Annotated in this window: 22 protein-coding genes and 4 tRNA genes; 5 read left to right on the top strand and 21 right to left on the bottom strand. The window is 53.0% G+C overall.

Annotated elements, in window-relative coordinates; translation table 11 throughout:
- Nucleotides 1-37: 37 nt before the first annotated feature.
- The 5 genes from yigB to lptM are packed head-to-tail and all read right to left on the bottom strand — an operon-like array spanning nucleotide 38 to nucleotide 3,421.
- Nucleotides 38-754, bottom strand: a complete 717-nt coding sequence (gene yigB, locus RYZ59_RS20255) for a 5-amino-6-(5-phospho-D-ribitylamino)uracil phosphatase YigB (protein ID WP_202037308.1) — start codon at nucleotides 752-754, stop codon at nucleotides 38-40.
- Nucleotides 754-1,656 (bottom strand): tyrosine recombinase XerC, encoded by a 903-nt coding sequence (gene xerC / locus RYZ59_RS20250; protein ID WP_318050313.1) that lies wholly within the window; start codon nucleotides 1,654-1,656, stop codon nucleotides 754-756. The genes yigB and xerC overlap by 1 nt, the downstream gene beginning before the upstream one ends.
- Entirely contained in the window at nucleotides 1,653-2,360 is a 708-nt protein-coding gene (locus RYZ59_RS20245) for a DUF484 domain-containing protein (RefSeq protein ID WP_318050314.1), read from the bottom strand. The genes xerC and RYZ59_RS20245 overlap by 4 nt, the downstream gene beginning before the upstream one ends.
- Nucleotides 2,357-3,181, bottom strand: a complete 825-nt coding sequence (dapF, locus tag RYZ59_RS20240; RefSeq protein WP_040230073.1) for a diaminopimelate epimerase — start codon at nucleotides 3,179-3,181, stop codon at nucleotides 2,357-2,359. The genes RYZ59_RS20245 and dapF overlap by 4 nt, the downstream gene beginning before the upstream one ends.
- A 36-nt stretch (nucleotides 3,182-3,217) precedes the next feature.
- Nucleotides 3,218-3,421, bottom strand: a complete 204-nt coding sequence (gene lptM, locus RYZ59_RS20235; protein ID WP_005133315.1) for an LPS translocon maturation chaperone LptM — start codon at nucleotides 3,419-3,421, stop codon at nucleotides 3,218-3,220.
- Nucleotides 3,422-3,558: 137 nt separating this feature from the next.
- Between lptM and cyaY the strand changes: the two genes are divergently transcribed.
- Nucleotides 3,559-3,879 carry an iron donor protein CyaY gene (gene cyaY / locus RYZ59_RS20230; protein WP_003828967.1) on the top strand — a complete coding sequence of 107 codons (321 nt, stop codon included), beginning with the start codon at nucleotides 3,559-3,561 and terminating at the stop codon, nucleotides 3,877-3,879.
- A gap of 75 nt (nucleotides 3,880-3,954) precedes the next feature.
- Here cyaY and cyaA read toward each other — a convergent pair whose 3' ends face one another.
- Complete coding sequence (gene cyaA, locus RYZ59_RS20225) at nucleotides 3,955-6,501, bottom strand: class I adenylate cyclase (protein ID WP_318050329.1); 2,547 nt, start codon at nucleotides 6,499-6,501, stop codon at nucleotides 3,955-3,957.
- A 395-nt stretch (nucleotides 6,502-6,896) separates the two neighbouring features.
- Here cyaA and hemC point away from each other — a divergent pair, with 395 nt between their 5' ends.
- The 4 genes from hemC to hemY are packed head-to-tail and all read left to right on the top strand — an operon-like array spanning nucleotide 6,897 to nucleotide 10,983.
- The gene (hemC, locus tag RYZ59_RS20220) at nucleotides 6,897-7,838 is read left to right on the top strand and encodes a hydroxymethylbilane synthase (RefSeq protein ID WP_137383169.1); all 942 of its coding nucleotides are present in this window, start codon (nucleotides 6,897-6,899) and stop codon (nucleotides 7,836-7,838) included.
- On the top strand, nucleotides 7,835-8,575 hold the full coding sequence (hemD, locus tag RYZ59_RS20215; RefSeq protein WP_318050315.1) for a uroporphyrinogen-III synthase: 741 nt from the start codon (nucleotides 7,835-7,837) through the stop codon (nucleotides 8,573-8,575). The genes hemC and hemD overlap by 4 nt, the downstream gene beginning before the upstream one ends.
- 21 nt (nucleotides 8,576-8,596) lie before the next feature.
- The gene (hemX, locus tag RYZ59_RS20210) at nucleotides 8,597-9,781 is read left to right on the top strand and encodes a uroporphyrinogen-III C-methyltransferase (protein WP_202037310.1); all 1,185 of its coding nucleotides are present in this window, start codon (nucleotides 8,597-8,599) and stop codon (nucleotides 9,779-9,781) included.
- A gap of 2 nt (nucleotides 9,782-9,783) precedes the next feature.
- The gene (gene hemY, locus RYZ59_RS20205; RefSeq protein WP_318050330.1) at nucleotides 9,784-10,983 is read left to right on the top strand and encodes a protoheme IX biogenesis protein HemY; all 1,200 of its coding nucleotides are present in this window, start codon (nucleotides 9,784-9,786) and stop codon (nucleotides 10,981-10,983) included.
- Between the two features lie 424 nt (nucleotides 10,984-11,407).
- On the opposite strand, the gene RYZ59_RS20200 is transcribed toward hemY, so the two are convergent.
- From RYZ59_RS20200 to wecB, 15 genes are all read right to left on the bottom strand, one after another.
- Nucleotides 11,408-11,484: transfer RNA gene (locus RYZ59_RS20200), tRNA-Pro, on the bottom strand.
- 41 nt (nucleotides 11,485-11,525) lie between these two features.
- Nucleotides 11,526-11,611 (bottom strand) — tRNA-Leu (locus RYZ59_RS20195).
- 20 nt (nucleotides 11,612-11,631) lie between these two features.
- Nucleotides 11,632-11,707, bottom strand: a tRNA-His gene (locus tag RYZ59_RS20190).
- 56 nt (nucleotides 11,708-11,763) lie between these two features.
- Nucleotides 11,764-11,840 (bottom strand) — tRNA-Arg (locus tag RYZ59_RS20185).
- Nucleotides 11,841-11,942: 102 nt separating this feature from the next.
- The gene (gene thrP / locus RYZ59_RS20180; RefSeq protein WP_137383173.1) at nucleotides 11,943-13,328 is read right to left on the bottom strand and encodes a bifunctional threonine/serine APC transporter ThrP; all 1,386 of its coding nucleotides are present in this window, start codon (nucleotides 13,326-13,328) and stop codon (nucleotides 11,943-11,945) included.
- A gap of 279 nt (nucleotides 13,329-13,607) precedes the next feature.
- Nucleotides 13,608-14,348 carry a lipopolysaccharide N-acetylmannosaminouronosyltransferase gene (gene wecG, locus RYZ59_RS20175; RefSeq protein ID WP_005133328.1) on the bottom strand — a complete coding sequence of 247 codons (741 nt, stop codon included), beginning with the start codon at nucleotides 14,346-14,348 and terminating at the stop codon, nucleotides 13,608-13,610.
- A complete protein-coding gene (gene wzyE, locus RYZ59_RS20170; protein WP_318050316.1) occupies nucleotides 14,348-15,703 on the bottom strand; it encodes an ECA oligosaccharide polymerase in 1,356 nt (451 codons plus the stop codon). Before wzyE ends, wecG begins: the two co-directional genes overlap by 1 nt.
- Complete coding sequence (locus RYZ59_RS20165) at nucleotides 15,700-16,779, bottom strand: TDP-N-acetylfucosamine:lipid II N-acetylfucosaminyltransferase (RefSeq protein WP_318050317.1); 1,080 nt, start codon at nucleotides 16,777-16,779, stop codon at nucleotides 15,700-15,702. Before RYZ59_RS20165 ends, wzyE begins: the two co-directional genes overlap by 4 nt.
- Nucleotides 16,776-18,026, bottom strand: a complete 1,251-nt coding sequence (wzxE, locus tag RYZ59_RS20160; protein WP_318050318.1) for a lipid III flippase WzxE — start codon at nucleotides 18,024-18,026, stop codon at nucleotides 16,776-16,778. Before wzxE ends, RYZ59_RS20165 begins: the two co-directional genes overlap by 4 nt.
- 1 nt (nucleotide 18,027) lies before the next feature.
- Nucleotides 18,028-19,158 (bottom strand): dTDP-4-amino-4,6-dideoxygalactose transaminase, encoded by a 1,131-nt coding sequence (rffA, locus tag RYZ59_RS20155; RefSeq protein ID WP_040230067.1) that lies wholly within the window; start codon nucleotides 19,156-19,158, stop codon nucleotides 18,028-18,030.
- Between the two features lie 4 nt (nucleotides 19,159-19,162).
- Nucleotides 19,163-19,840, bottom strand: a complete 678-nt coding sequence (gene rffC, locus RYZ59_RS20150; protein WP_318050319.1) for a dTDP-4-amino-4,6-dideoxy-D-galactose acyltransferase — start codon at nucleotides 19,838-19,840, stop codon at nucleotides 19,163-19,165.
- Nucleotides 19,818-20,699 (bottom strand): glucose-1-phosphate thymidylyltransferase RfbA, encoded by an 882-nt coding sequence (rfbA, locus tag RYZ59_RS20145; protein ID WP_318050320.1) that lies wholly within the window; start codon nucleotides 20,697-20,699, stop codon nucleotides 19,818-19,820. The genes rffC and rfbA overlap by 23 nt, the downstream gene beginning before the upstream one ends.
- Nucleotides 20,700-20,732: 33 nt before the next feature.
- The gene (gene rffG, locus RYZ59_RS20140; protein ID WP_137383180.1) at nucleotides 20,733-21,800 is read right to left on the bottom strand and encodes a dTDP-glucose 4,6-dehydratase; all 1,068 of its coding nucleotides are present in this window, start codon (nucleotides 21,798-21,800) and stop codon (nucleotides 20,733-20,735) included.
- Complete coding sequence (gene wecC, locus RYZ59_RS20135) at nucleotides 21,800-23,062, bottom strand: UDP-N-acetyl-D-mannosamine dehydrogenase (protein ID WP_318050321.1); 1,263 nt, start codon at nucleotides 23,060-23,062, stop codon at nucleotides 21,800-21,802. The genes rffG and wecC overlap by 1 nt, the downstream gene beginning before the upstream one ends.
- Nucleotides 23,059-24,189: a non-hydrolyzing UDP-N-acetylglucosamine 2-epimerase gene (gene wecB / locus RYZ59_RS20130; protein WP_318050322.1), complete on the bottom strand. Its 1,131-nt coding sequence runs from the start codon at nucleotides 24,187-24,189 to the stop codon at nucleotides 23,059-23,061. The genes wecC and wecB overlap by 4 nt, the downstream gene beginning before the upstream one ends.
- Between the last annotated feature and the right edge of the window lie 23 nt (nucleotides 24,190-24,212).

Here is a 24,212-nt window from a genome sequence, read left to right as displayed (position 1 = left end):
ACCGGACCCCTGGGAATTTATACAGAGTTGTTGGTGATTATATCAGCGAGGTCAGAGATGCCAACTGTGAAATTTCAATATGCGGAAGTAAACGGCTGTCAGCGGTTTGCATCAGGTCGGCATTTTCCGGTTTGATCCAGCAAGCCTGCATGCCGCAACGAATGGCACCTGCAACGTCTGTCGTCAGGTCATCACCCACATGCAGGATTTCCCCCACAGGTAGATTCAGTTTTTCCGCGGCCAGCGAGTACATGTCGCTGAACGGTTTTGATCGCCCATCCGGGCCCGCACGAAGTACAAACTCAAAATAATCGCCCAGGCCAAATAGCTCTGGTTGCGCATTACCGTTGGTGATCGCCACCAGCGGCCATTTGCGAGCCAGTGCCTTTAACGTGTCATGCGTTGTCTGCGGGACGTCGATACGGCTACGCCATTTGGCGAAATTCATCATCGCTGCATTCGCCCCCATTCTGGCTTCTGCCTCTGACAGCCCCGCCTCCAGCATAGCGCGCTCGACGGCTCGGTGACGCCATTGGGTAACATCGTGGTAGATTTCCGGCTCAGCGTCGCGCACAACCTGGCGTAAGCGCTGGAGGTCACTATTTTGCAACGTGCGCAGCGCGGGATGGTAATTTTGGACAAAAGCGAGCGCTTCCTGCTCGGTGCGTGTGATAACGGGACGGTTATCGTAAAGGGTGTCATCAAGGTCAAAGGTGAGCGCAGAAATGTGCCCCAAAGGCCGGTAAAAACGCATTATTTCCCCCGTTTGGCGCGTGGATGCGCCGCATCGTACACTGAAGCCAGGTGTTGAAAGTCAAGATGGGTATAGATTTGGGTCGTTGAGAGGTTGGCATGCCCCAATAACTCCTGCACACCGCGCAGATCGCCGCTCGACTCCAGCATATGTGTCGCAAAAGAGTGGCGCAATTTGTGGGGATGCACGTGACTGTTAAGCCCCTGTTTAATCCCCCACTCGGCAAAGCGTTTCTGCACGTTACGCGCCGAGATGCGTTTGCCCAGTTTTGACAGGAACAGCGCATCGTCATCGCTGCCAAACAGTCCACGCAGATCCAACCAGTGCTCAATCCACGCCACCGCATTGCGGCCAATCGGCAGACGGCGTTCTTTACTGCCCTTGCCCATCACCCATACTTCGCCAGTATCAAGATCGAGATGTTTAATATCCAGCCCCACCAGTTCAGACAGACGCAGCCCTGCGCCGTACATCACTTCCAACATCGCCCGGTCGCGCACGGCGAGGGGATCGTTGAGATCGATATCCAGCAGGCGATTAACATCATCAACGTCGATATTTTTGGGTAAATGGCGCGGCGCTTTCGGCGCGGAAACACTTTTTGCCGGATTAGCGTTCAGCTCGCCCTGATTAACCATCCAGTCGAAGAAACTGCGCAGTGCAGACAGGCGCAAAGCCAGGCTGGCTGGTCCCAGTCCTTTACGGCGACTACGCACGGCAAAACTACGAACCATCGAAGCGTCACACTGCTGCCAGCTTTGCAGACCGGTTTCTCCGGCTAACGCAATGATGGCATCAAGCTGAAGCTGATAATTTAGCAATGTGATCGGGCTAAGCTGGCGCTCGACGCCCAGATAGCGCAAAAAGCGCGCCACATCCTGAGAAAGGGGTAAATCGGTCATACGCGTTCAATCCAACGCTCCAGCAGTTCCGGCAACATCAGCGAGATTTCCTGCAATAACTGCGTGCCCTGCCCCTGCTGGTAATGATTGGCATCACGGCTACTGAACAACATGACACCAAGAGAGCCATCTGGCCCCAACATCGACATTGCCACCGAACCGATGGCTTTCGCTTCCGGCATCATGACTAACAGCTCCGGGCCGTGGAGTGGTCCAAGGTAGTGCTGTGACTGACCCATACGCTGAATGCGCAGCGGTTCGAAAGCCTGGCGGCTTAATGCCAGATGGGTGAATTTCGAGGGCGCGCCAAGTCGCCAGCGATCCGGAAACAGACGAACCGTCGCTCCCGCCAGCCCTAACTCACGCGCCCAGCGATGAAGTCGCATCAGCATGTCGTCGAGACTGTTCGCGGACACCAGTCGTCCTTGCAGATTTAACAGTCGATAGAACAAGCTTTCGTTGGCATTCGCTTGTTCCATCAACAACGCCATATTCTCTTCCAGCACGTTGATATGATTGCGTGCCCGCGCCATATGCCATTCAACTAAAGAGACCGTGCCCCGCACCGGATGCGGAACGCGCATCGCTTCAACCGCTTGAGCATTACGGATAAAAAACTCAGGATTACGTTGCAGATAATCGACGACCGCCCGGTCGTCCAGTTCCATGAGCGTTTCCTGTAGTTCTTCCCCTGGTTGCTTCATAAGTGAATAAATCCGTCGTAGACATGTGCCGCCGGGCCAGTCATATATAACGGATGACCCGGACCTTTCCAGGCGATATCAAGTCGACCGCCCGGTAATTCCACCCTCACTTCATCTGCCAGCAGGCCCTGCTGAATACCGACAGCGACAGCCGCACACGCCCCGCTGCCACAGGCCTGCGTTTCACCCGCGCCACGCTCATAAACACGCAGTCGGATATGCTCACGCTTGACCACTTGCATAAAGCCGATATTGGCGCGTTCAGGGAAGCGTTCATGGCTTTCCAGAACCGGTCCCAGTGTTTCCACCGTGGCCGTATCAACATCATCAACCTGAATCACGCAATGCGGATTCCCCATTGAAACCACGCCGCACAATACTGTCTGCTCGGCCACTCGCATAATATAGGTCTTCTCTGCTTTATTGGCACGAAAAGGGACCTGCGAGGGTTCAAAGTTGGGTTCGCCCATATTCACCCGCACCAGCTCGTCGTCCGTTACGCTTAATACCATGCGGCCATTCGCGGTACTGACTCGAATATCACGCTTATTCGTCAGCCCTTTCAGGCGCACAAAACGGGCAAAGCAACGAGCGCCATTGCCACACTGCGAGACTTCGCTGCCATCAGCATTAAAAATGCGGTAATGGAAATCCAGCTCCGGATCGTACGGCGGCTCGACGACCAGCAGTTGATCGAACCCAACACCCAGATGCCTGTCAGACAAGCGACGGATCAGCTCGGGTGAAAAAAAGACATTCTGCGTTACCGCGTCGACGACCATAAAATCGTTGCCAAGGCCATGCATTTTAGAGAATTGCATTGTTTACTCCGTTCACGCGGGTACAGAAACTTACCGTCAGTAATTCACCTGAGAAGGCCCATCACTGATTCCACGATCGTTTTTATCCGGCGTCGTAGATTGTGCTGGCGACTGAATGCTCTTCGTCGGAGGCGGCGCGTTTTTGTCTGCTGGCGGGAAATAGAGAGGTCCCTTCAGACCACAGCCCGTCAGGCTGAACAGTGTAAAAAGTACAGCGAGTGCCTGAAACACGTTTTTCATTATGGATTGCCTGTAAGTTCATGCTTTCTGTTTTCTATCATCGCAGGAGAAGGCGTAAAAGCAAGAGTTTGGCTAAAAACTGCAACGTGATTTATTCCGCGTTATACTGCGACCATCACGAAAAACAGGATAAAAAAATGAACGACAGTGAATTTCATCGCCTTGCCGACACCCTGTGGATGACCATTGAAGAGCGTCTGGACGACTGGGACGGCGACAGCGATATCGATTGTGAGATCAACGGTGGCGTACTGACCATCAGCTTCGAAAATGGCAGCAAAATTATCATTAACCGCCAGGAGCCGCTGCACCAGGTATGGTTGGCCACTAAACAGGGCGGTTACCATTTTGACCTGAAAGGCGACGAGTGGATTTGCGACCGCAGCGGTGAAACCTTCTGGGATCTGCTGGAACAGGCGGCAACGCAACAAGCGGGTGAAGAGGTGAGCTTCCGTTAAGTTGTAGTGCCGGATGCGCTTCGCTTATCCGGCCTACTTTGGCCCGGTAAGCGTCGCGAATCCGGGAAAGTTAACTCACGAGAAATACTGCTGCAACAGCGGCGTGTCGTTATCCTGACTGGTTTGCGGGACTGGACTAATCGGCTGAGTGCGGAACGGGATCACCTGCGCGCGCCCGTCAGTTTTCACAATCTGATAAAACTGCGGCAGGTTAAAGTTGATAAAACTGGAGCCGTAAGTGAAGCGATCGTGCGACGATGAATAGAAGCGGCTGACATCCCGCACCAGCTCTTCTTTACTGCCTTCACAGTGGTGATACACCTCGACACGGTTACTCTCGTCCAGAATGTAGATGTTAAAGCCCTGCTCATCACCCGTCTCTTCAAAAAAGAACTGAATGATCCCTTCGCTGGCAAAACCGTCCACCACCGACGGCAATTTCACATGGTTGGTCTCAACCTGAACGGAAAGACCGTGCAATTTGTTGTGCGAAATCGCGCCATAGAATTCAATGGCGTTTTCCAGTTTCTGCACCGAGACGTTCAGACGTTCGAAGAACAGGCCCCACGTCTGGCCGGAAACACGCAGCGCTTTGAAACGTCCGGTTTCCTGGCGCGTACTGGACAGGCGCAGTTCGATGCACTCAGACACCAGTTGCTGGACACGCGTGCGGATCAAACCACGCAAATGCTGGCTGTAACAGAACACGTCAACGCTATCCGGTGGCGCGGCATCCTGATGCATTTTGCCCAGAATCGTTTTTAACGCTTCAATCATCGCCTGCTCGCCGTTGAAGTGCAGGGTTCGCACTTCATTCCACGAGTTGCGATACAGCAGGTCTACGCTACCCACCAGGCAATTTTGCTCTTCGCCAAAGCTGAAGACATCCAGCTTACGGAAATCAAAATGCACGACCTGATTGCGAAACGCCGCCGTCGGGTCATATTCGAGGTTGACGATAATCGCCAGATGGCGAATTTCGCACGGACTGTACAGCGCTTTCGGCGTTGGTGCCGGCAGACGCAGCGGGAAGTGGTGCGAGACATCGGCGACCATCTCCTGCAGCTTCGGCAAGTCGACAATACCGTTACCCTTAATAAACAAATGCGTACGCGATGTCATCAGACCGTTAAACCACGCCCACGCCACCAGCTTATTGAGATAGCGGTTATATTCCAGCGGCTGATGGCTGATGATCGAATCCATGTTAGGCGCGCGGTTGTAGAGATACCAACCCGAACGGTTGGCGCGACCTGGCGGCACGTGGATAAAAGTCAGATTGGGTTCTGAGAGATCCGGTGAGATCTGCGGGTTCACCAGCGTCACTTTGCCGGGCAAGGCTTCAAATGCGGCATACAGCTTACGGGTCAACACGCCAATATCCTGCGGACTGGCGCTGACGCTAAGATTGTTGCGGCGCGCAAAACGGATCAAATTACGATAGCTCTGCATCATTGCGTCGAGCAGTTCGTTGTGCGCTTCGCGTACCTGGTCAATTTTCCAGTTGGCGCGGTTATCCAGCATCGTCAGGCGGGCTTCATCCCAACCCCACTCTTGTACTAACTGACTTAGCACTTCACGACGCCAGCCCACGCAGGCGCGTTCACGGCTCAGTTTCTCACAGACTTTTAAGTAGAAACATCGACGTACTAAATCCAGGCGCGTCGGATCTTCGATCGCCGTGAGGTACTCGGTAACGCGCTCCAGCATCATGCAGTATGGGTCGAGACCAAAAGAGACAATCTCGCCGTCGTGCAGGCGCTGTTTAATGTCTTTCGCCAACAGGCGTGGATTGGGGTATTCCCAGGAATAGGCTTCCAGCAGCAGCGTTTTCAGCACCGCTTTGTACGGGGAATCGATACTCTTGTACAACTGCCAGAGGCTGGCGCCAAAGTACTCTTCGGCGGAAAGCGAACTGAGTCCACCCAGATCCAGCCATTCGTTTGGCGTTAACACCCCCTGCGCGTAGAGCGTCATGACGTAATCGTCGTAATGCTCTTCTTCATCGCCAGGCACCATATTCCACAGAATACGTTTACCTGCGAGGCGCACAGCGGTGCGATAGAATTCATCAAGCAGCAGGATATGCTGCGTCGAGCCACAGTCTTCACCACCCAGACTGCCGCTTTCATTATGGCGGAAACGGTTTTCATCAATCAGGAAGAAACTGACTTCCACGCCCAGCGAGGCGGCCCAACTTTCCAGCAGGCTGCATTTACGTTGCAGCAGCTGCCGCTCTTCGCTATCCAGCCAGGATTGATGGCAGACCCAGATATCGAGGTCTGAGGAACAGCTTTGCCCTACGGAAGAGGTGCTGCCCATTGAGTAAACGCCGGTGATCGGCAGTTCGCCCTTGGGAGGATCCTGCGGCGACATACCGCGGTACAGTTCCAGTTCGTTCAGGTAGTGGCGTTGGGTTTCATCAGGCGTGTAAAAGCATATGCCTTTGGGAACGTTACCATCGAGGTAACCCGGCATTAACGGATGGTGGTAGTGCAATAATGTCGGCAGCAGACTGTATACCTGCTGGAAGGCAGGTCCCATGGCAGCAAGCGCGCGATCCACACGCAGTTGATTTATGGCATCCAGTCTCTGTTTCAGAGTCTCAATATAGAGGTACAAGACGTATCGCCTGATGTTGCTATCCATCATGTTGTCGATTGCTGCGGCGCAAGCGCTCATCAACAATCTTCAGCAATTCGGATAAACCGTATGTCAAAAATAACCGTTACCGTTTTTTCACCCCCATTTTTTTAGGGAGTACAGCCGAAAAAATGGTCTAAAACGTGATCAATTTAACACCTTGCTCATTGACCGTAAAGAAAGATGCGCTACATACAAGTGTAGCACCGTTCGTTACGTGTAAATTCCTTCATACGGTCGGGAGGTTTCTCGTCATTAATCACTGCCAGTGATGATGCAGCGCCTTTTCCTCTCACTTACGTTTGAGCGTAACGCTGACATCCCTTTGATAAGGATGTTAGGATGGTCAATGATTGATAATGACGGTAACAAGCATGTTAGACAATGTTTTGAGAATTGCCACACGCCAAAGCCCCCTTGCACTCTGGCAGGCACATTATGTCAAAGACGCCTTAATGGCAAACCACCCCGGTCTGGTCGTTGAACTGGTTCCCATGGTGACCCGTGGCGACGTGATTCTGGATACCCCACTGGCAAAAGTCGGGGGTAAAGGTTTGTTTGTTAAAGAGCTGGAAGTCGCACTGCTGGAAAAACGCGCAGATATCGCCGTGCATTCCATGAAGGATGTGCCGGTCGAATTTCCTGAGGGTCTTGGGCTGGTTACTATTTGCGAGCGTGAAGATCCGCGTGATGCTTTCGTCTCAAATAAATACAACACGCTGGATGAGCTGCCAGCAGGTAGCATCGTTGGCACGTCCAGCTTACGTCGCCAGTGCCAATTGGCAAAACAGCGCCCGGATCTCATCATCCGCTCGCTGCGCGGCAACGTAGGTACTCGCCTCGGCAAACTGGACAACGGCGACTACGACGCCATTATTCTGGCCGTCGCTGGATTAAAACGCTTAGGGCTGGAGTCGCGAATCCGCGCAGCACTGGCACCAGAAGTGTCTCTGCCTGCGGTCGGACAAGGCGCTGTGGGTATCGAATGTCGACTCGACGATCAGCGCACTCAGGCACTGTTAGCGCCACTCAACCATGAAGAAACCGCCCTGCGCGTAAAAGCAGAACGTGCCATGAACACCCGCCTGGAAGGGGGATGCCAGGTTCCTATCGGCAGCTATGCGGAACTCATCAACGGTGAGATTTGGCTACGCGCGTTAGTCGGTGCGCCAGATGGTTCACAGATGGTATGTGGAGAACGTCGTGGCGCAGCGCAGGATGCGGAAAAAATGGGTATATCTCTGGCAGAAGAGCTGCTGGAAAACGGTGCACGCGCCATTCTGGCGGAAGTTTATAACGGAGATGCCCCCGCATGAGTATTCTGGTCACCCGCCCATCTCCCACTGGGGAAGAGTTAGTGAGCCGTCTGCGCACACTGGGGCAGGTGGCCTGGAGCTTTCCGCTTATTGAGTTCGCGCCGGGCCGGGAACTGCCAACGCTTGCCTCCCGGCTTTCGGCGCTCACCGAAAACGATCTGGTTTTTGCCCTCTCACAGCACGCCGTGACCTTTGCCGATGCTCAACTTCAGCGGCAAGGGGTAAGTTGGTCCACTCTCCCGCACTATTTTGCCATCGGCCGTACAACGGCGCTGGCGTTGCACACCGTGAGCGGGTGCAATATTCACTATCCGTTGGATCGGGAAATTAGCGAAGTCTTGCTACAATTACCTGAATTACAAAATATTGCGGGAAAACGCGCGCTGATATTACGCGGCAACGGTGGCCGCGAGCTGATAGGTGAAACCCTGACTGCACGCGGAGCTGATATCGATTTTTGTGAATGTTATCAACGCAGTGCAAAACATTACGATGGCGCGGAGGAAGCGATGCGCTGGCAATCACGCGGGGTGAAGACGGTGGTTGTCACCAGCGGAGAGATGCTACAGCAGCTCTGGGCGCTTATTCCGCAGTGGTATCGTGAGCACTGGTTACTACGCTGTCGGCTGCTGGTCGTCAGTGAGCGTCTGGCGAACCTCGCCCGGGAACTGGGCTGGCAAGATATTAAGGTCGCTGATAACGCCGACAACGATGCGCTACTACGCGCATTACAATAACTCTCATAATGGGATGCCATAATGACGGAACAAGAAAAAACCTCCGCCGTGGTTGAAGAGACCAGGGAGGCCGTGGACACCACATCACAGCCAGTCAACAACACTGAAAAAAAGAGTAAGAACAGTACCGCACTGATTCTAAGCGCTGTGGCGATTGCTATTGCGCTGGCGGCAGGCGTGGGGCTGTATGGCTGGGGGAAACAGCAGGCCACTACGCAGACTGCAACCAGTGATGCGCTGGCAAACCAGCTCATGGCGCTGCAAAAAGCGCAAGAAACCCAAAAGACCGAGCTGGAAGGCATTATTAAGCAGCAGGCAACACAGCTGGATGAAGCCAATCGCCAGCGGACTGCGCTGGCCAAACAGCTTGATGAGGTTCAGCAAAAAATCGCCACTATCTCCGGAAGCGATGCCAAAACCTGGCTGCTGGCGCAGGCCGATTTTCTGGTGAAACTGGCGGGGCGTAAATTATGGAGCGATCAGGACGTTACCACCGCCGCAGCGTTGCTGAAAAGCGCCGACGCCAGCCTAGCTGACATGAATGACCCCAGTTTAATTGCCGCTCGTCGCGCGATTACCGACGATATCGCCAGCCTCTCTGCGGTAACTCAGGTCGACTATGACGGCATTATCCTCAAGGTAAACCAGCTCGCTAACCAAATTGATAACCTGCGTCTGGCTGATAACGATACCGATGATTCACCGATGGATTCTGACAGCAGCGAGCTTTCCAGCTCCATTAGCGAATGGCGCGTCAATCTACAAAAAAGCTGGCAGAACTTTATGGACAGCTTTATCACCATTCGCCGTCGTGATGAAACCGCCGTCCCGCTACTGGCGCCAAACCAGGATGTTTACCTACGTGAGAACATCCGTTCACGCCTGCTCGTGGCGGCGCAAGCCGTACCTCGCCATCAGGAAGAAACATACCGCCAGGCGCTGGAAAATGTCTCCACGTGGGTTCGCGCCTATTACGACACTGACGATGCGGCGACAAAAGCGTTCCTCGAAGAGGTCGATCAGCTGAGTCAGCAAAGCATCAGCATGGACGTACCGGAAACCCTTCAGAGCCAGGTTATTCTTGAGAAGCTAATGCAGACTCGCGTGCGTAATTTGCTGGCCCAGCCATCCACATCACCGGCTGAAGCCGCACCTGCACCAGTACCTCAGGCAGATGCTCCGGCAACCGCGCCGCAGGGAGAATAATGATGCTAAAAGTATTATTACTCTTTGTACTGTTGATCGCCGGGATCGTCGTTGGTCAGATGATTGCTGGTCATCAAGGTTATGTTCTGATCCAGACGGATAACTACAACATCGAAACCAGCGTGACAGGTCTGGTGATCATTCTGATCGTCGCGATGGTCATTCTTTTTGCTATTGAGTGGCTGCTGCGCCGTATATTCCGTACTGGTGCGCATACTCGCGGCTGGTTTGTGGGGCGTAAACGCCGTCGTGCGCGTAAGCAGACCGAGCAGGCGCTGCTTAAACTGGCAGAAGGCGACTATCAGCAGGTTGAAAAGCTGATGTCAAAAAATGCCGATCACGCAGAACAACCGGTGGTGAATTACCTTCTGGCGGCAGAAGCGGCTCAGCAGCGTGGTGATGAAGCTCGCGCTAATCAACACCTTGAACGCGCAGCCGAACTCGCCGGAAATGATACGATCCCAGTCGAAATCGCCCGCGTTCGTTTGCAGCTGGCCCGTAATGAAAACCATGCCGCACGCCACAGCGTAGACAAACTGCTGGAAGTGACGCCACGCCATCCGGAAGTCTTACGCCTGGCGGAACAGGCTTACATTCGCACCGGTGCGTGGAGTTCTTTGCTGGATATCATTCCATCAATGGCGAAAGCGCATGTGGGTGATGAAGAACACCGTGCGATGCTGGAACAGCAGGCATGGGTGGGTCTGATGGATCAGGTTCGCGCCGATCAGGGCAGCGAGGGATTACGCGCATGGTGGAAAAACCAGAGCCGTAAGACTCGTCATCAGGTTGCCCTGCAGGTGGCAATGGCAGAACATCTGATTGAGTGTGACGATCACGATACGGCACAGCAAATCATCATCGATGGTCTGAAACGTCAGTATGACGACCGCCTGGTGCTGCCAATCCCTCGTCTGAAAACCAACAACCCGGAACAGATTGAAAAAGTACTGCGCCAGCAAATTAAAGTGGTGGGCGACCGCCCACTGCTGTGGAGTACGCTTGGTCAGTCATTGATGAAGCACGGTGAATGGCAGGAAGCTACGCTCGCCTTCCGTGCCGCGCTTAAACAACGCCCGGATGCATACGACTACGCCTGGCTGGCCGACGCGCTGGACAGACTGCATCAGCCGGAAGAGGCTGCAACAATGCGTCGTGATGGCCTGATGTTGACCTTGCAGAACAACAACCCTCCGCAGTAATTCCCCCTTGCCCGGTGGCGCTTCGCCTGCCGGGCCTGCCGCATACACAAAATCATTCCTGACGGATATGCATAAAAAAACGCCTGCTCTTTTGGAGCAGGCGTTAAACAGGTCTGTATGACAACATAAATGGGTGCTTCACTCAACGTTATGTCCATGGTGTTTGATGAAGCTAAAGCGACATCTGTCAGTGGACGATAAGCACCGTAAACGGCTCTGCATCATTCCTGAGTTTATGAGGCCTGATGGCGAACATAAGAGATGGAATGAGCATCTACCCGCATATTATTACACAGCGTATGCGCTGATTGCACTGTAAAAACCAGGGATTGCGGCTTTTTAGGACTTCATGACATTTGGGGGAGAAGAGGTACAAAAGTGAGGAACAGAAAACAAAAAACCCCGCCGAAGCGGGGTTCAAAATTGGTCGGCGAGAGAGGATTCGAACCTCCGACCCACTGGTCCCAAACCAGTTGCGCTACCAAGCTGCGCTACTCGCCGTTTTACTGCTTTTTGAATTTTTAGTTCAATTCTTTAAGTCGTGGTGCGAGGGGGGGGACTCGAACCCCCACATCCTAAGGACACTAACACCTGAAGCTAGCGCGTCTACCAATTCCGCCACCTTCGCATTTCACAACTTTAAATTAATGGGGTGGCTAATGGGATTCGAACCCACGACAACTGGAATCACAATCCAGGGCTCTACCAACTGAGCTATAGCCACCACTGCAAATCTTTTACGCGGTATTAAAACCACCGCAGCTCCGGCACCTAACTTAATGGTGCGCCCGACAGGATTCGAACCTGAGACCTCTGCCTCCGGAGGGCAGCGCTCTATCCAGCTGAGCTACGGGCGCTTAGCGCCGTTGCGGGGCTGGATATTACGGAGGTCTCGGTCTGCTGTCTAGTGCTTTTTTAAAATAAATTATCGTTTGGTCACGCTTTGTGCGTTTTGTCGCTTATTCCTCCAGTTTTTGGGCTACACCATGGCGATTCAGGCCAAAAACCTTATAAATGAGCGTTACTGCCAGCAAGAAACCAATGCCAACAAAAAGCGACATCCGGGTATCTTCATTAAAGTACATCCCAATTAATACGCAAATCAGGAATGCCATCGTCAAATAATTCGCCCACGGGAACAGAATGGAACGGAACGGATGGCTGGCTATCGCTTCCTTATGGGCCTGACGGAAACGCAACTGGCTAATCAGGATAACAAACCACGGCACCATGCCCGGCAGCACGCTGGCGCTATAGACATAAACGAACACCCGCTGCGGATTGGGAATGATGTAGTTCAGGCACGAGCCAATCAGCAAGATGGCGATAGAGATCGCCACACCAGCGACCGGCACGCCGTGACGAGAGACTTTTCCGACGGCGGCAGGCAACTGGCGATTCTTTGCCAGCGCATAGAGCATACGACCACAGCTGTACATCCCGCTGTTACAGCCAGACAGCGCGGCCGTCAGGACCACAAAGTTGATAATCCCAGCGGCTGCCGTAATACCAATCCTGGCAAAAGTGAGAACGAACGGGCTGCCGTTACTGCCAATCTCATTCCACGGGAAGATAGTGACGATAACAAAAATCGCCCCCACGTAGAAAATCAGGATACGCCACAGGACCTTACCTACTGCGCTACGTAGCGTGACCTGCGGGTTTTTAGCTTCACCTGCCGTGATGCCGATCAGCTCCACGCCCTGATAGGAAGCAACCACAATACACAGCGCTGTCAGGAACCCTTTCCAGCCACCCGCGAAGAAGCCGCCATGTTCGGTCAAATTGCCAAAGCCAATCGCCTGACCACCGTTACCAAAGCCGAAGAAAATAACCCCTACGCCAATGACAATCATCACAATGATGGTGGTCACTTTAATCATGGCAAACCAGAATTCGATTTCACCATACAAGCGAACTGCTGCCAGGTTTGCCAGCGCCACCAGGCCCACCGCAATCAACGCGGGTATCCATTGCGCCATTTCCGGGAACCAGAACTGCACGTAGACCCCAATAGCGGTAATCTCCGAGATCCCCACCGCCATCCACATGAACCAATATGACCATGCGGTAAGATAGCCAAAGAAGGGGCTCATATAACGGTGAGCGTAAACGGCGAATGAGCCGGTGACCGGCTCCAGGAACAGCATCTCACCCATAGAGCGCATGATGAAAAAGACAAACAGCCCAGCGACGATATACGCCAGCAAAACCGACGGTCCCGCCCATTTCAGGGTACTGGCAGCCCCCATAAACAGTCCGACACCAATGGTCCCCCCAAGGGCTATCAATTCGATATGACGAGCCTCCAGCCCACGCTGTAGCTCAGATTTATTCTCTGCCATAGATCCTCTTGTCGTGTTTGCATTGTTTCCGGTATTACCGGTTATCGTTATGGGTACATCGTTTTTTTGCCATAACAGGCCATTCAGCACCGACCGCTTTACGGTTGGCGCCAAAAACACCACGGCACTGCAATGATTGTTGCGAATGGTTTCTTAAAATCGCCTAAATGGCAATTAAAGCATTCAAAAAATGAATAGATTGTGCGAGAAAGCAGCGATTATGTTGTGAATAAGTAGCACGTTTAGCATAACGCGCTACTGAACAACGCAGAGGTGATGTCAGAGATTGCCGGTATAGTGCCAGCGGAGATAACGTAATAAACGAAGTTGGCGGGTGATACGACTCGGTTGCAGCAGCAAGCGATACAGCCACTCCAATCCCAGGCTCTGCCAGAATTTGGGCGCGCGCTTTACATGCCCGGTAAACACATCGTAGGTGCCGCCCACGCCCATATACAGCGCATGCGGATGGACCTGGCGGCAATCGCGCATAAAAATTTCTTGTTTCGGCGATCCCATCGCCACGGTGACAAGCTGTGCGCCGCTGGCATGAATACGCTCAAACAGCGCCTGACGCTGATCGGCGGTAAAATAGCCGTCCTGACTGCCAACAATATTGACGTGCCATTGTGCGCGCAGTTTTGCCTCTGTTTGTGTCAGAACATCAGGCTTACCGCCAACCAGGAATACGGGCGTTCCTTCCTTCCCGGCGCGTGCCATCAGCGCTTCCCAGAGATCGGCCCCGGCCACACGTGATACCTGCGCCTGTGGGAATTTTTTGCACACGGAACGCACCACGCTGATCCCATCCGCATATTTAAACTCAGCGGCCTCGATCAACGTCCGAACCTCTGGGTTATCCTCCGCTGTCAGCATTTTCTCGGCGTTAATTGCTACCAGCGTCCCCTGCCTGAGGCGTCCCTCAGCAAACAGGTAATTCAGCGCATGTTGCATATCGCGCCAGCCAATCAGTTCTAATCCGCGCAGTGAATACAGCGGCGCAGTTGTGTTATCTGTCATTACGATCCTTCAACCTGTATCCGGGGCACCGACTTTATTCGTTTATGGATGAGTCCCGCACTATCAAACAGCCAGTACAACAATTTTGCCACCAACAGACAGACGCCGAAAATCACGAGGAAAAAGACCACTCGCGAGACAAACGAATCTAACCCTTCACGTGCCAAAACGATCATATTAAAAATGGCGCCGAAACAGAAACTGTGCAAAATTGCTGACTTATAGCGATTAGTTTCCCGGTTACCTAATTCATACAACCAGTCGAACCATTTAATAATTAGGCCGACCACAATCGCACCTAACGGTATAAACAAGACACCGCCCATCACCACCAGCGAACCAATCAGCGTCGGGGAGATAGCCAGGCCCGAGTGGTTGTTCAGCACTTCCCAAGTAAAATAGTTCGCGGAATTGAGCACAATGCTCGGTCGACCCGGCCACAGCCAGGACGGTATAAAGACGTAGAAATCACGGACGATCGGCGCCAGCCCCTGAAACTCAATATTGTGGTAATTTTGCAGCAATAGCGCCAAATTCTCCCACGGCGAAAAGGTATCGCGCGTGAGGTACAGGAAAGTATAGAACGCCTCATCACCGCTGACGTTCATCCCGTAGCGCTTCAGCGCCAGCCAGAACATCCCGACAATACCCAGTACCCCCGCGGCAGCCAGCATCCACAGCGAAATCCAGCCGCGAATAATGCCGATAAACAGGAAAATGGCAAACGCGATAATAATATTGGCGCGGGTTCCGCCAACAATCATGTACGTCAGCAACCCAAATGCAACGGTACTCACCAGGAAGAACAGCCACGCTTTGCTGTCCTGACGCAGGAAGTAGACCACCAGCATCGCCGGAATGAAGAAGTAGAAGAAGCGTTTCAGAGCCACCCCGGAGACTTCACTGGAGAAAATCTGGCTATAGGATTGCAGCCTGAATAGCAGGAAACCGTTGTGCATAAAGAAAATGCCCACGCTCACCAGCGCAATCGCCATCAGGATAATCCAGGTCAAATGGGCTTCAACGCGATTGATGGTAAACAGCGGTTTGCGCGTTCTCTCCGGGCTCCGTTTCCGCAGACGTGTTTTATAGGTCACATAATACACTGCGTAGAAACAGGCAGCAGACAGCAACGCCTGCAGCAGAATTTCCGGCGGGGCCACCGCCACATCAAAGCGAAAGACCAGCACGCTGGTCAACGGAAAACCAAAGAAAAACGTCAATAAAAACAGCAATGAGAAGAAGACATTGAAGTTAAACCGTACGCGTCGGAATTCAAACCAGGTCAGCGTGGCGATAAACAAAGTAGAGAGTAGCCACACCACCAGCAGACCGCTGAATTGCATCAGACTCATACGGTTTCTCCTGAGGCAATGCGCAGCGCGTTATGCCACGGTTGCAGATAATTCGGACTAAAGAAAGTAATTGCACTTTTATCAACCGATGCCAGCTGGCGCTGCGCCTCGCGTACAATACCTTCATTAAGTACATCTGTCGCAAACAGAACCGGGATATTTTGCTCTGCCATATCCTGCCAGAATGGGTTTTCACGGTTGAGCACGCACGGGATCCCCGCCTGAATCAGCAGACACAATGTGCCAATCCCCTGTTGACGGGCAAAAATAAAGTAACCCAGATCGCACTGACGCAGTAGCGCCAGATAGTCATCAAACTCCAGCTTTTCACTGAGAATTTGCAGATTATCGGCGCTAAATAACGCCAGACCCGCCTGGCGCACTTCATCAATATAGCCTGCATTATTTGCCGGGTAACCCATTGGCACAATCACGTTCACCGTATCACCAAACTGCTGATGAACAGCGCGTAGCGCGGCTAGATGCTCATTACTGCGATCGCCAGAGTTTCCGACCAGGATCGTCATTTTCCCGCGTCGCTGGCGCTCATTGCTCATATTGTTCAGCGACGGATCCATACGGGTTGGGAAATAGAGCAATTCCCCGCGTACACGCGGATGCAGCTCAGCGAAATAGCTCAGATCGCCTCGTGTAGCAAAGACACAACCCACACGGTTTTGCGCCATTCGACGAATCGGGTAAAACAGACGGAATTTCAGCCCACTGGAGACTTCATACAGATCGGCCCCCCAAATATGCCAGTAAAACTGCTCAGGTTTAATCCCCCCGCTCAGCAATGCCAGCCACAGGCTAGTATTGAACTGCCCGTGAAAGAAGAAACGCTGCTGGCGATCCGTCTTAGCTTTGGCGATAACGGCTTCAGCCAGCGCCTTTTTTCCGCCGTAGAAACGCAGTGATAATGCCGGGCAGCTCTCGCTAAATCCCGTATCCTGACCGGCAACCATAAACACGCGCGCGTGCTCGCTTGTCGCAGCCAACGCGTCGTTGAAGAACCGCAGCACAGTTTGATTATGGTGAGGGATATCCGATCCCAGAACGTGAATCAGTACAGTCATACCCGCCTATGCCAGAGTAAAAACACGCCACAACAAAGAGAAAAATAGACGATGTACGTTGCCATATAAGCCTGTGCCGCGCCGAGAGCACCGTGCGCGGGGATCAACCAGTGGGCAAATGCCGTCAACAAAATGAACTGGCTAATTTCGGCCAGAATATAAAACCGCAGCGAGGCCTTCGCGATCACCAGATAGCCAAATACGTAGGCACCCACTTTCAGTACATCCCCCACCAGTTGCCAGGCAAACAAATCACGCATGGCGGTGAATTTAGCGGAGAAAAGCAGCCAGATAGCAAAATCACGTAACAGCCAGACGGTAAAACTCGCGGCGGCAACCGCCGGTAATACAAATTTCAGCGACTTGATAACTTCACGCGTGATGTCGCGCTTTTCAGTCAGGCGCGACAGCGTTGGCAGTAGATACACACTGAATGAAGCGGTAATAAATTGCAGGTATGCATCAGAGATACTGCTCACCCCCTGCCAGATCCCCACGTCATCCCAGCTGTATTGCGCCGCCAATAGGTTTCGCATCATCACATACGCCACGGGCAACGTTACGGAGGTAATCAGCGCCATCAACGTAAACTTGCTTAACTGCCCTGCCAGGCCGTTGTCCCAGGAGGGCTTCAGGTATTGCAGGGGGATCGCCCCGCGCTTAATCAGCATAATAGCGGCAGGGATAACGACCAACGCAGGTACCAGCGCCAGGCCCAGCAAGGCACCTTCGTATCCGCCCAACCGATAGCAGCCGTAGTAGGCCACGACGCCCACCAGGCTACCCACAATCAGCGATAGCGCATTTCCCGCCGCATCGCGAAAGCCCTTCATCAACGCCAGTAACAGGTTTGCCCAGGCAATCCCCATCTGTACCAGCGCAACCAGCCGTACCAGCCCCTGAAAATGCGTATGACCAAACAATCCCTGGCTGATTGGCGCGGCCGCCAGCAAGAAAATCGCCGCCATCAGCGTAGAGAATCCCAGCACCATTGCGGATGATGTCCCCACCACCTGACGCAACCGCGCCGGGTCATCATGGTGCTGCGCAACGTATTTCGTGACGCCGTTGAAAATCCCAGCGCCCGCCAACACGCCAAGCACGGTGACCATCTGACGGAAGTTTCCCGCCAGGCCCACACCCGCAGGGCCGAAAGAGACCGCCAGCAGTTTTACCACCAACAAACCTGCACCAATTTTTACCAGCGTACTGGTAGCCGTCCACAAGGACGCTTTTGCCAGCGACATATCAGGAGAAGTAGTTGAGTAAGGTCGTAATCACTGTGCGCTGGTTAACCGGCGACAGGTTGTAAAACAGCGGCAGACGCAGCAGACGTTCACTCTCTTTGGTGGTGTAACGATCGACTCCGGAAAATACGCCAAATTTATCGCCAGCCGGACAATCATGCAGCGGAATATAATGGAATACCGCCATAATTTCGGCTTCTTTCAGGAAGTTAATCAACGCCGTGCGATCATCAATATCACGCAGCTTGATATAAAACATATGGGCGTTCTGCGCACAACCTTCCGGGATGACGGGTAAATCAATACGCCCGGCGCGCGCCAGCGGTTCGAGGGCATCATAATAATTCTGCCACAGCACCAGGCGCTGATGATTAATACGCTCTGCCGCTTCCAGTTGCGCCCACAGATAGGCAGCCTGGAGATCGGACATCAAATAACTGGAGCCAATATCACGCCAGGTATATTTATCAACCTGACCGCGGAAAAATTGACTGCGATTCGTCCCCTTTTCACGGATGATTTCTGCACGTTCAACTAATTTACGGTCGTTGATCAGCGTCGCCCCGCCTTCACCGCCTGCGGTATAGTTTTTGGTCTCATGGAAGCTAAAGCAGCCAATATGCCCAATGGTTCCCAGCGCACGGCCTTTGTAGGTCGACATGACGCCCTGAGCGGCATCTTCCACCACGAACAGGTTGTACTGTGACGCCAACGCCATAATGGTATCCATTTCACAGGCAACTCCGGCGTAGTGCACCGGCACGATAGCACGGGTTTTCTCGGTGATCGCCGCTTCAATCAGCGTTTCATCAATGTTCATGGTATCCGGGTGGATATCGACAAAGACGATTTTTGCGCCACGCAGCACGAATGCGTTCGCGGTAGATACAAATGTGTAGCTGGGCATGATGACTTCATCGCCGGGCTGGATGTCCAGCAATAATGCCGCCATCTCCAGTGATGCGGTACAGGATGGCGTCAGCAGCACTTTCTCACTACCAAAATGCTGCTCCAGCCATTGCTGGCAACGACGGGTAAAACCACCATCGCCACACAGCTTGCCGCTGCTCATCGCTGACTGCATGTATTCAAGCTCGGTTCCCACCACCGGCGGTGCGTTAAATGGAATCATTGTGTCACCTGTATAACCAGTACGCGGTGCTTTCCACATTTGCACCGCTCTGTATATAACGTTTAAGCGCGGCGGTGTTGCCCATCTGGGTCGCCACCCGCAATGTTGTTTTACCGCGAGCCTGTGCCCAGCAAAGCGCAGCCTGCATGAGTTCGGCACCCGCACCACGACCAGCCAGCAGGCCAATACGTGCATCAGTATCATTAACGTCACGTAGCGAGACATAACCGCGAATCCCACCTGTCTGTGTGCGAAAAATGAGGCACTGATGATCGAACGTGCCCAGCACAGCGTTTTCTATCCACTGTGCATAAAAACGCGCACTGGCCTCCACGGGATACCATGGTGCGCGGAAACGACTTTGGGCGAACGCCACTCCAGCCAGTTGACGCAGCAGCGGAATATCCGCAGCTTGCGCCACCTGTGCACCGGGATTTTCAGGGGCGCACGTAACCGGCAGAACAAAGTCCATCTCACCTTCGACCAGTGAAAAACCCAACTGCTGTAAAGCATCTAATTCATACGTATTTGCAGCAGGAATTTTTGCCTGCACCCGTTCCCAGCGCTGTAAAACGTCTGCTGTCAGGATTGGTGCGTGCGGGTCAAATCGCACGATGGCGCTATTCACGCCAAAGAACGTATTTTCCCAATCCAGAGACTCAATACTGGCGCGGACGGGCACGGAGAAGCTCCAGCAAATATTGGCCGTAGCCTGTTTTAGCCAGAGAGCTGGCGGCACGTCTTACACCTTCATCATCCAGCCAGCCATTGCGCCATGCTATTTCTTCCAGGCAGGCGATTTTAAAGCCCTGACGTTTCTCTACCGTCTGCACAAAAGTGCTCGCTTCAATCAGACTGTCATGCGTACCGGTATCCAGCCAGGCAAAGCCACGGCCAAGCAGTTCAACGGTCAGATTGCCATCGTCAAGGTACATCTGGTTAATGGAGGTAATTTCCAGTTCCCCACGCTCAGAAGGTTTCACGCGCTTTGCGTATTCCACTACCTTACTGTCGTAGAAATAGAGTCCTGTCACCGCCCAGTTTGATTTTGGTTCTTTCGGCTTCTCTTCCAGCGAGACTGCCCGAAAATTGTCATCGAATTCCACCACACCGAAACGCTCAGGATCCATCACCTGATAGCCAAATACCGTCGCACCTTGCGTTCTGGCAGCGACGTGGCGTAGTTTTGGACTAAATCCCTGACCAAAGAAGATATTATCCCCAAGCACCAGACATGACGGTTCGCCGTTAAGGAACGCTTCACCAATAATGAACGCCTGTGCTAAACCATCCGGACTGGGCTGCTCTGCATAGTGCAATTCAATACCGAACTCAGAGCCATCTCCCAGCAAACGCTGGAAATACCCTTTATCTTCCGGTGTGGTAATAATCAGGATCTCGCGAATTCCCGCCAGCATCAGTACCGATAGCGGGTAATAGATCATGGGCTTATCGTAAATAGGCAATAGCTGCTTCGATACGCCGCGCGTAATGGGGTACAGGCGAGTACCTGAGCCACCTGCCAGAATGATACCTTTCATATGATCCCTCCTCCGGGCGCCAAAACCAGGCTGTTAGCCCTTCAGACCCAAACGCTCACCCTGGTAGCTGCCATCCTGCACGGGTTTCCACCAGGCCTCATTTGCCAGATACCATTGCACGGTTTTACGCATCCCACTTTCAAACGTTTCCTGCGGCACCCAGCCAAGTTCACGCGCAATTTTTGACGCATCAATGGCATAGCGCAAATCATGGCCTGGGCGATCTTCAACATAGGTGATCAATTCACGATACCGCATAACACCTTGTGGTTTTTGCGGCGCCAGTTCTTCCAACAAGCTGCAAATCGTTTCGACCACGTCCAGGTTTTTACGCTCGTTATGACCACCAATATTATAGGTCTCGCCAACCGCACCGGTTGTCGCGACGCAATAGAGCGCCCGGGCATGATCTTCCACATACAGCCAGTCACGAATCTGCTGTCCGTTGCCGTACACCGGCAGAGGTTTTCCCGCCAGTGCATTGAGTATCATCAGCGGGATCAATTTTTCCGGGAAATGGTAGGGGCCATAATTGTTGGAGCAGTTAGTTATTAACGTTGGCAGCCCGTAGGTGCGCAACCAGGCACGCACCAGATGATCGCTACTGGCCTTTGACGCGGAATAAGGACTACTCGGTGCATACGGCGTCGTTTCGGTAAAGAAATCATCCGTAGAATGCAGGTCGCCATACACCTCATCGGTTGATATATGGTGGAAACGAAACGCCTGCTTTTTATCATCGGTTAACACATTCCAGTATGCGCGAGCGGCTTCCAGCAACGTGTAGGTCCCGACAATATTGGTTTCAATAAATGCGGCGGGGCCATCGATAGAACGATCGACATGACTTTCTGCCGCCAGGTGCATCACGCAATCCGGCTGATACTGTTGAAACACGTTGTCGAGCGCCAGGCGATCGCAGATATCCACGCGTTCAAAGGCAAAACGGGCATTCTGTGCAACCGGCGCCAGCGACATCAGGTTTCCGGCATAGGTTAGCTTATCAACCACAACCACGGCATCCCGAGTCTCATTAATGATGTGACGCACAACCGCTGAGCCAATAAATCCTGCACCACCGGTAACCAGAATTCGTTTCATTAGCGCCAGACTCCTTTGGTATCAACCACGTATTGCTGGTGCACCGCATCGCCTTTAATCGCTTTAAATTCATTATGGTCAACCAACATCACCAGCACATCGGCACTTGCCAACGCAGCATCCAGTTTCGCCAGTTGGCACAGGCCATCCAGTTTTTTCGGCAGCTGATGGATATTCGGTTCAACCACCAGCGTCTCGCCGCTGTGCCAGCGTGCGATACTTTGCGCCACCCCCATTGCCGGGCTTTCACGTAAATCGTCAATGTTTGGTTTGAACGCCAGACCAAAACAGGCAATTTTTACGTCGCTGGCACGTTTATTGGTCTCCGTCAGACAATCCGCTACAGCGGCTTTTACCCGATCGACAACCCAATGAGGCTTACTGTCATTTACCTCGCGCGCGGTGCGGATCAATCTCGCCTGCTGCGGGTTCTGCGCCACAATAAACCACGGGTCGACCGCGATACAGTGTCCGCCAACGCCAGGTCCAGGCTGCAAAATATTAACCCGCGGGTGACGGTTCGCCAGACGGATCAGTTCCCAGACGTTAATCCCCTGATCGGCGCAAATCAGCGACAGTTCATTAGCAAAGGCAATGTTGACATCGCGGAAGCTGTTTTCGGTCAACTTGCACATTTCTGCGGTGCGGGCGTTAGTCACCACGCATTCACCTTCGAGGAAGATGTTGTACAGTTCGCTGGCACGCGTAGAGCAGACGGGGGTCATTCCGCCAATCACACGGTCATTTTTAATCAGTTCAACCATCACCTGGCCTGGCAGCACGCGCTCCGGACAATAAGCAATGTTCACATCAGCTTGTTCCCCCGCCTGCTGCGGGAAAGTCAGATCAGGGCGCATTTCTGCAAGCCATGCTGCCATCTGTTCCGTTGCCCCGACGGGTGACGTCGATTCAAGGATCACCAACGCCCCTTTTTTCAGCACCGGCGCAAGCGACTTCGCTGCGGCTTCAACGTAGACCATATCGGGTTCATGCTCCCCCTTGAAGGGGGTCGGCACAGCAATCAGATAAGCGTCTGCTTCAACAGGTGTCGTAACCGCACGCAGAAAGCCATTTTCGACTGCTGTTTTCACCACAGCACCCAAATCAGGTTCAACGATGTGGATTTCACCGCGGTTAATGGTATCCACCGCATGTTGATTTACATCTACGCCAATAACATGTTTTTGACGGGAAGCAAAAGCGGCCGCCGTTGGCAGTCCGATATAACCCAGCCCAATGACAGAAATGGTCGTAAAACTCATAGCGATATCCGATTATTTTTTAACGCGTGTAAAATGCGGCCACACGCCTGCCCATCTCCATACGGATTATGGGCGCGGCTCATGGTCTGATATTCATTGTCGTCATGCAGCAAGCGCGTGACTTCTGCAACAATACGCTGAGGGTCAGTCCCAACCAGACGTACTGTGCCTGCGGTAATAGCTTCTGGCCGTTCCGTTGTTTCGCGCATCACCAACACAGGTTTACCCAGAGAAGGCGCTTCCTCCTGAATCCCGCCAGAATCGGTAAGGATAAGCCAGGCATGATTCATCAGCCAGACGAATGGCAGATAGTCCTGCGGTTCAATGAGTATCACGTTCTCAACGTGACCCAGAATACGATTTACCGGCTCGCTAACGTTGGGGTTCAGGTGAACCGGATAGACAATCTGTACATTCTGATTAGCCGCGGCAATTTCCGCCAGTGCATGGCAGATTTGCTCAAAACCGCGACCAAAGCTTTCCCGACGATGACCGGTCACCAGGATCATCTTCTTATCCGCATCCAGGAAAGGATAGCGCTCAGCCAGTTCAGCGCGCAGCGCTTCATTTCCGAGTACACGATCGCGAACCCAGATCAACGCATCAATGACCGTGTTCCCCGTGACAAAAATACGGTCATCCGGAATGGTTTCACGCAACAGGTTTTGCCGTGAATTTTCAGTGGGGGAAAAGTGATACATGGCCAGGCGTCCGGTCAGCGTACGGTTTGCCTCTTCCGGCCAGGGAGAATAGAGATCGCCCGTTCGCAACCCAGCCTCAACATGTCCCACCGGAATACGCTGATAAAACGCGGCCAGACTGGTAGCAAGGGTTGTTGTTGTGTCACCGTGGACTAGCACCACATCAGGTTTGAACTCAGCGAGGATTGGCTTTAATCCTTCCAGAATTCGGCAGGTAATTTCTGTCAGCCCCTGACCTGGCTGCATAATATTGAGATCGTAGTCAGGTACGATGGAAAAGAGGTGCAACACCTGATCGAGCATCTCCCGATGCTGTGCAGTGACGCAAACTTTCGCGTCGAAATCAGGATCTTTAGCCAGCGCATGAACCAGAGGAGCCATCTTAATGGCCTCCGGTCGCGTACCAAATACAGTCAGTACTTTCACATCGATTCTCTTCGGATTGGCAG

The organism is Citrobacter sp. HN-141 (assembly GCF_033341895.1).
In the GTDB taxonomy this organism is placed as follows: Bacteria; Pseudomonadota; Gammaproteobacteria; order Enterobacterales; family Enterobacteriaceae; genus Citrobacter.
This window is presented reverse-complemented; position numbering and strand designations above follow the sequence as displayed.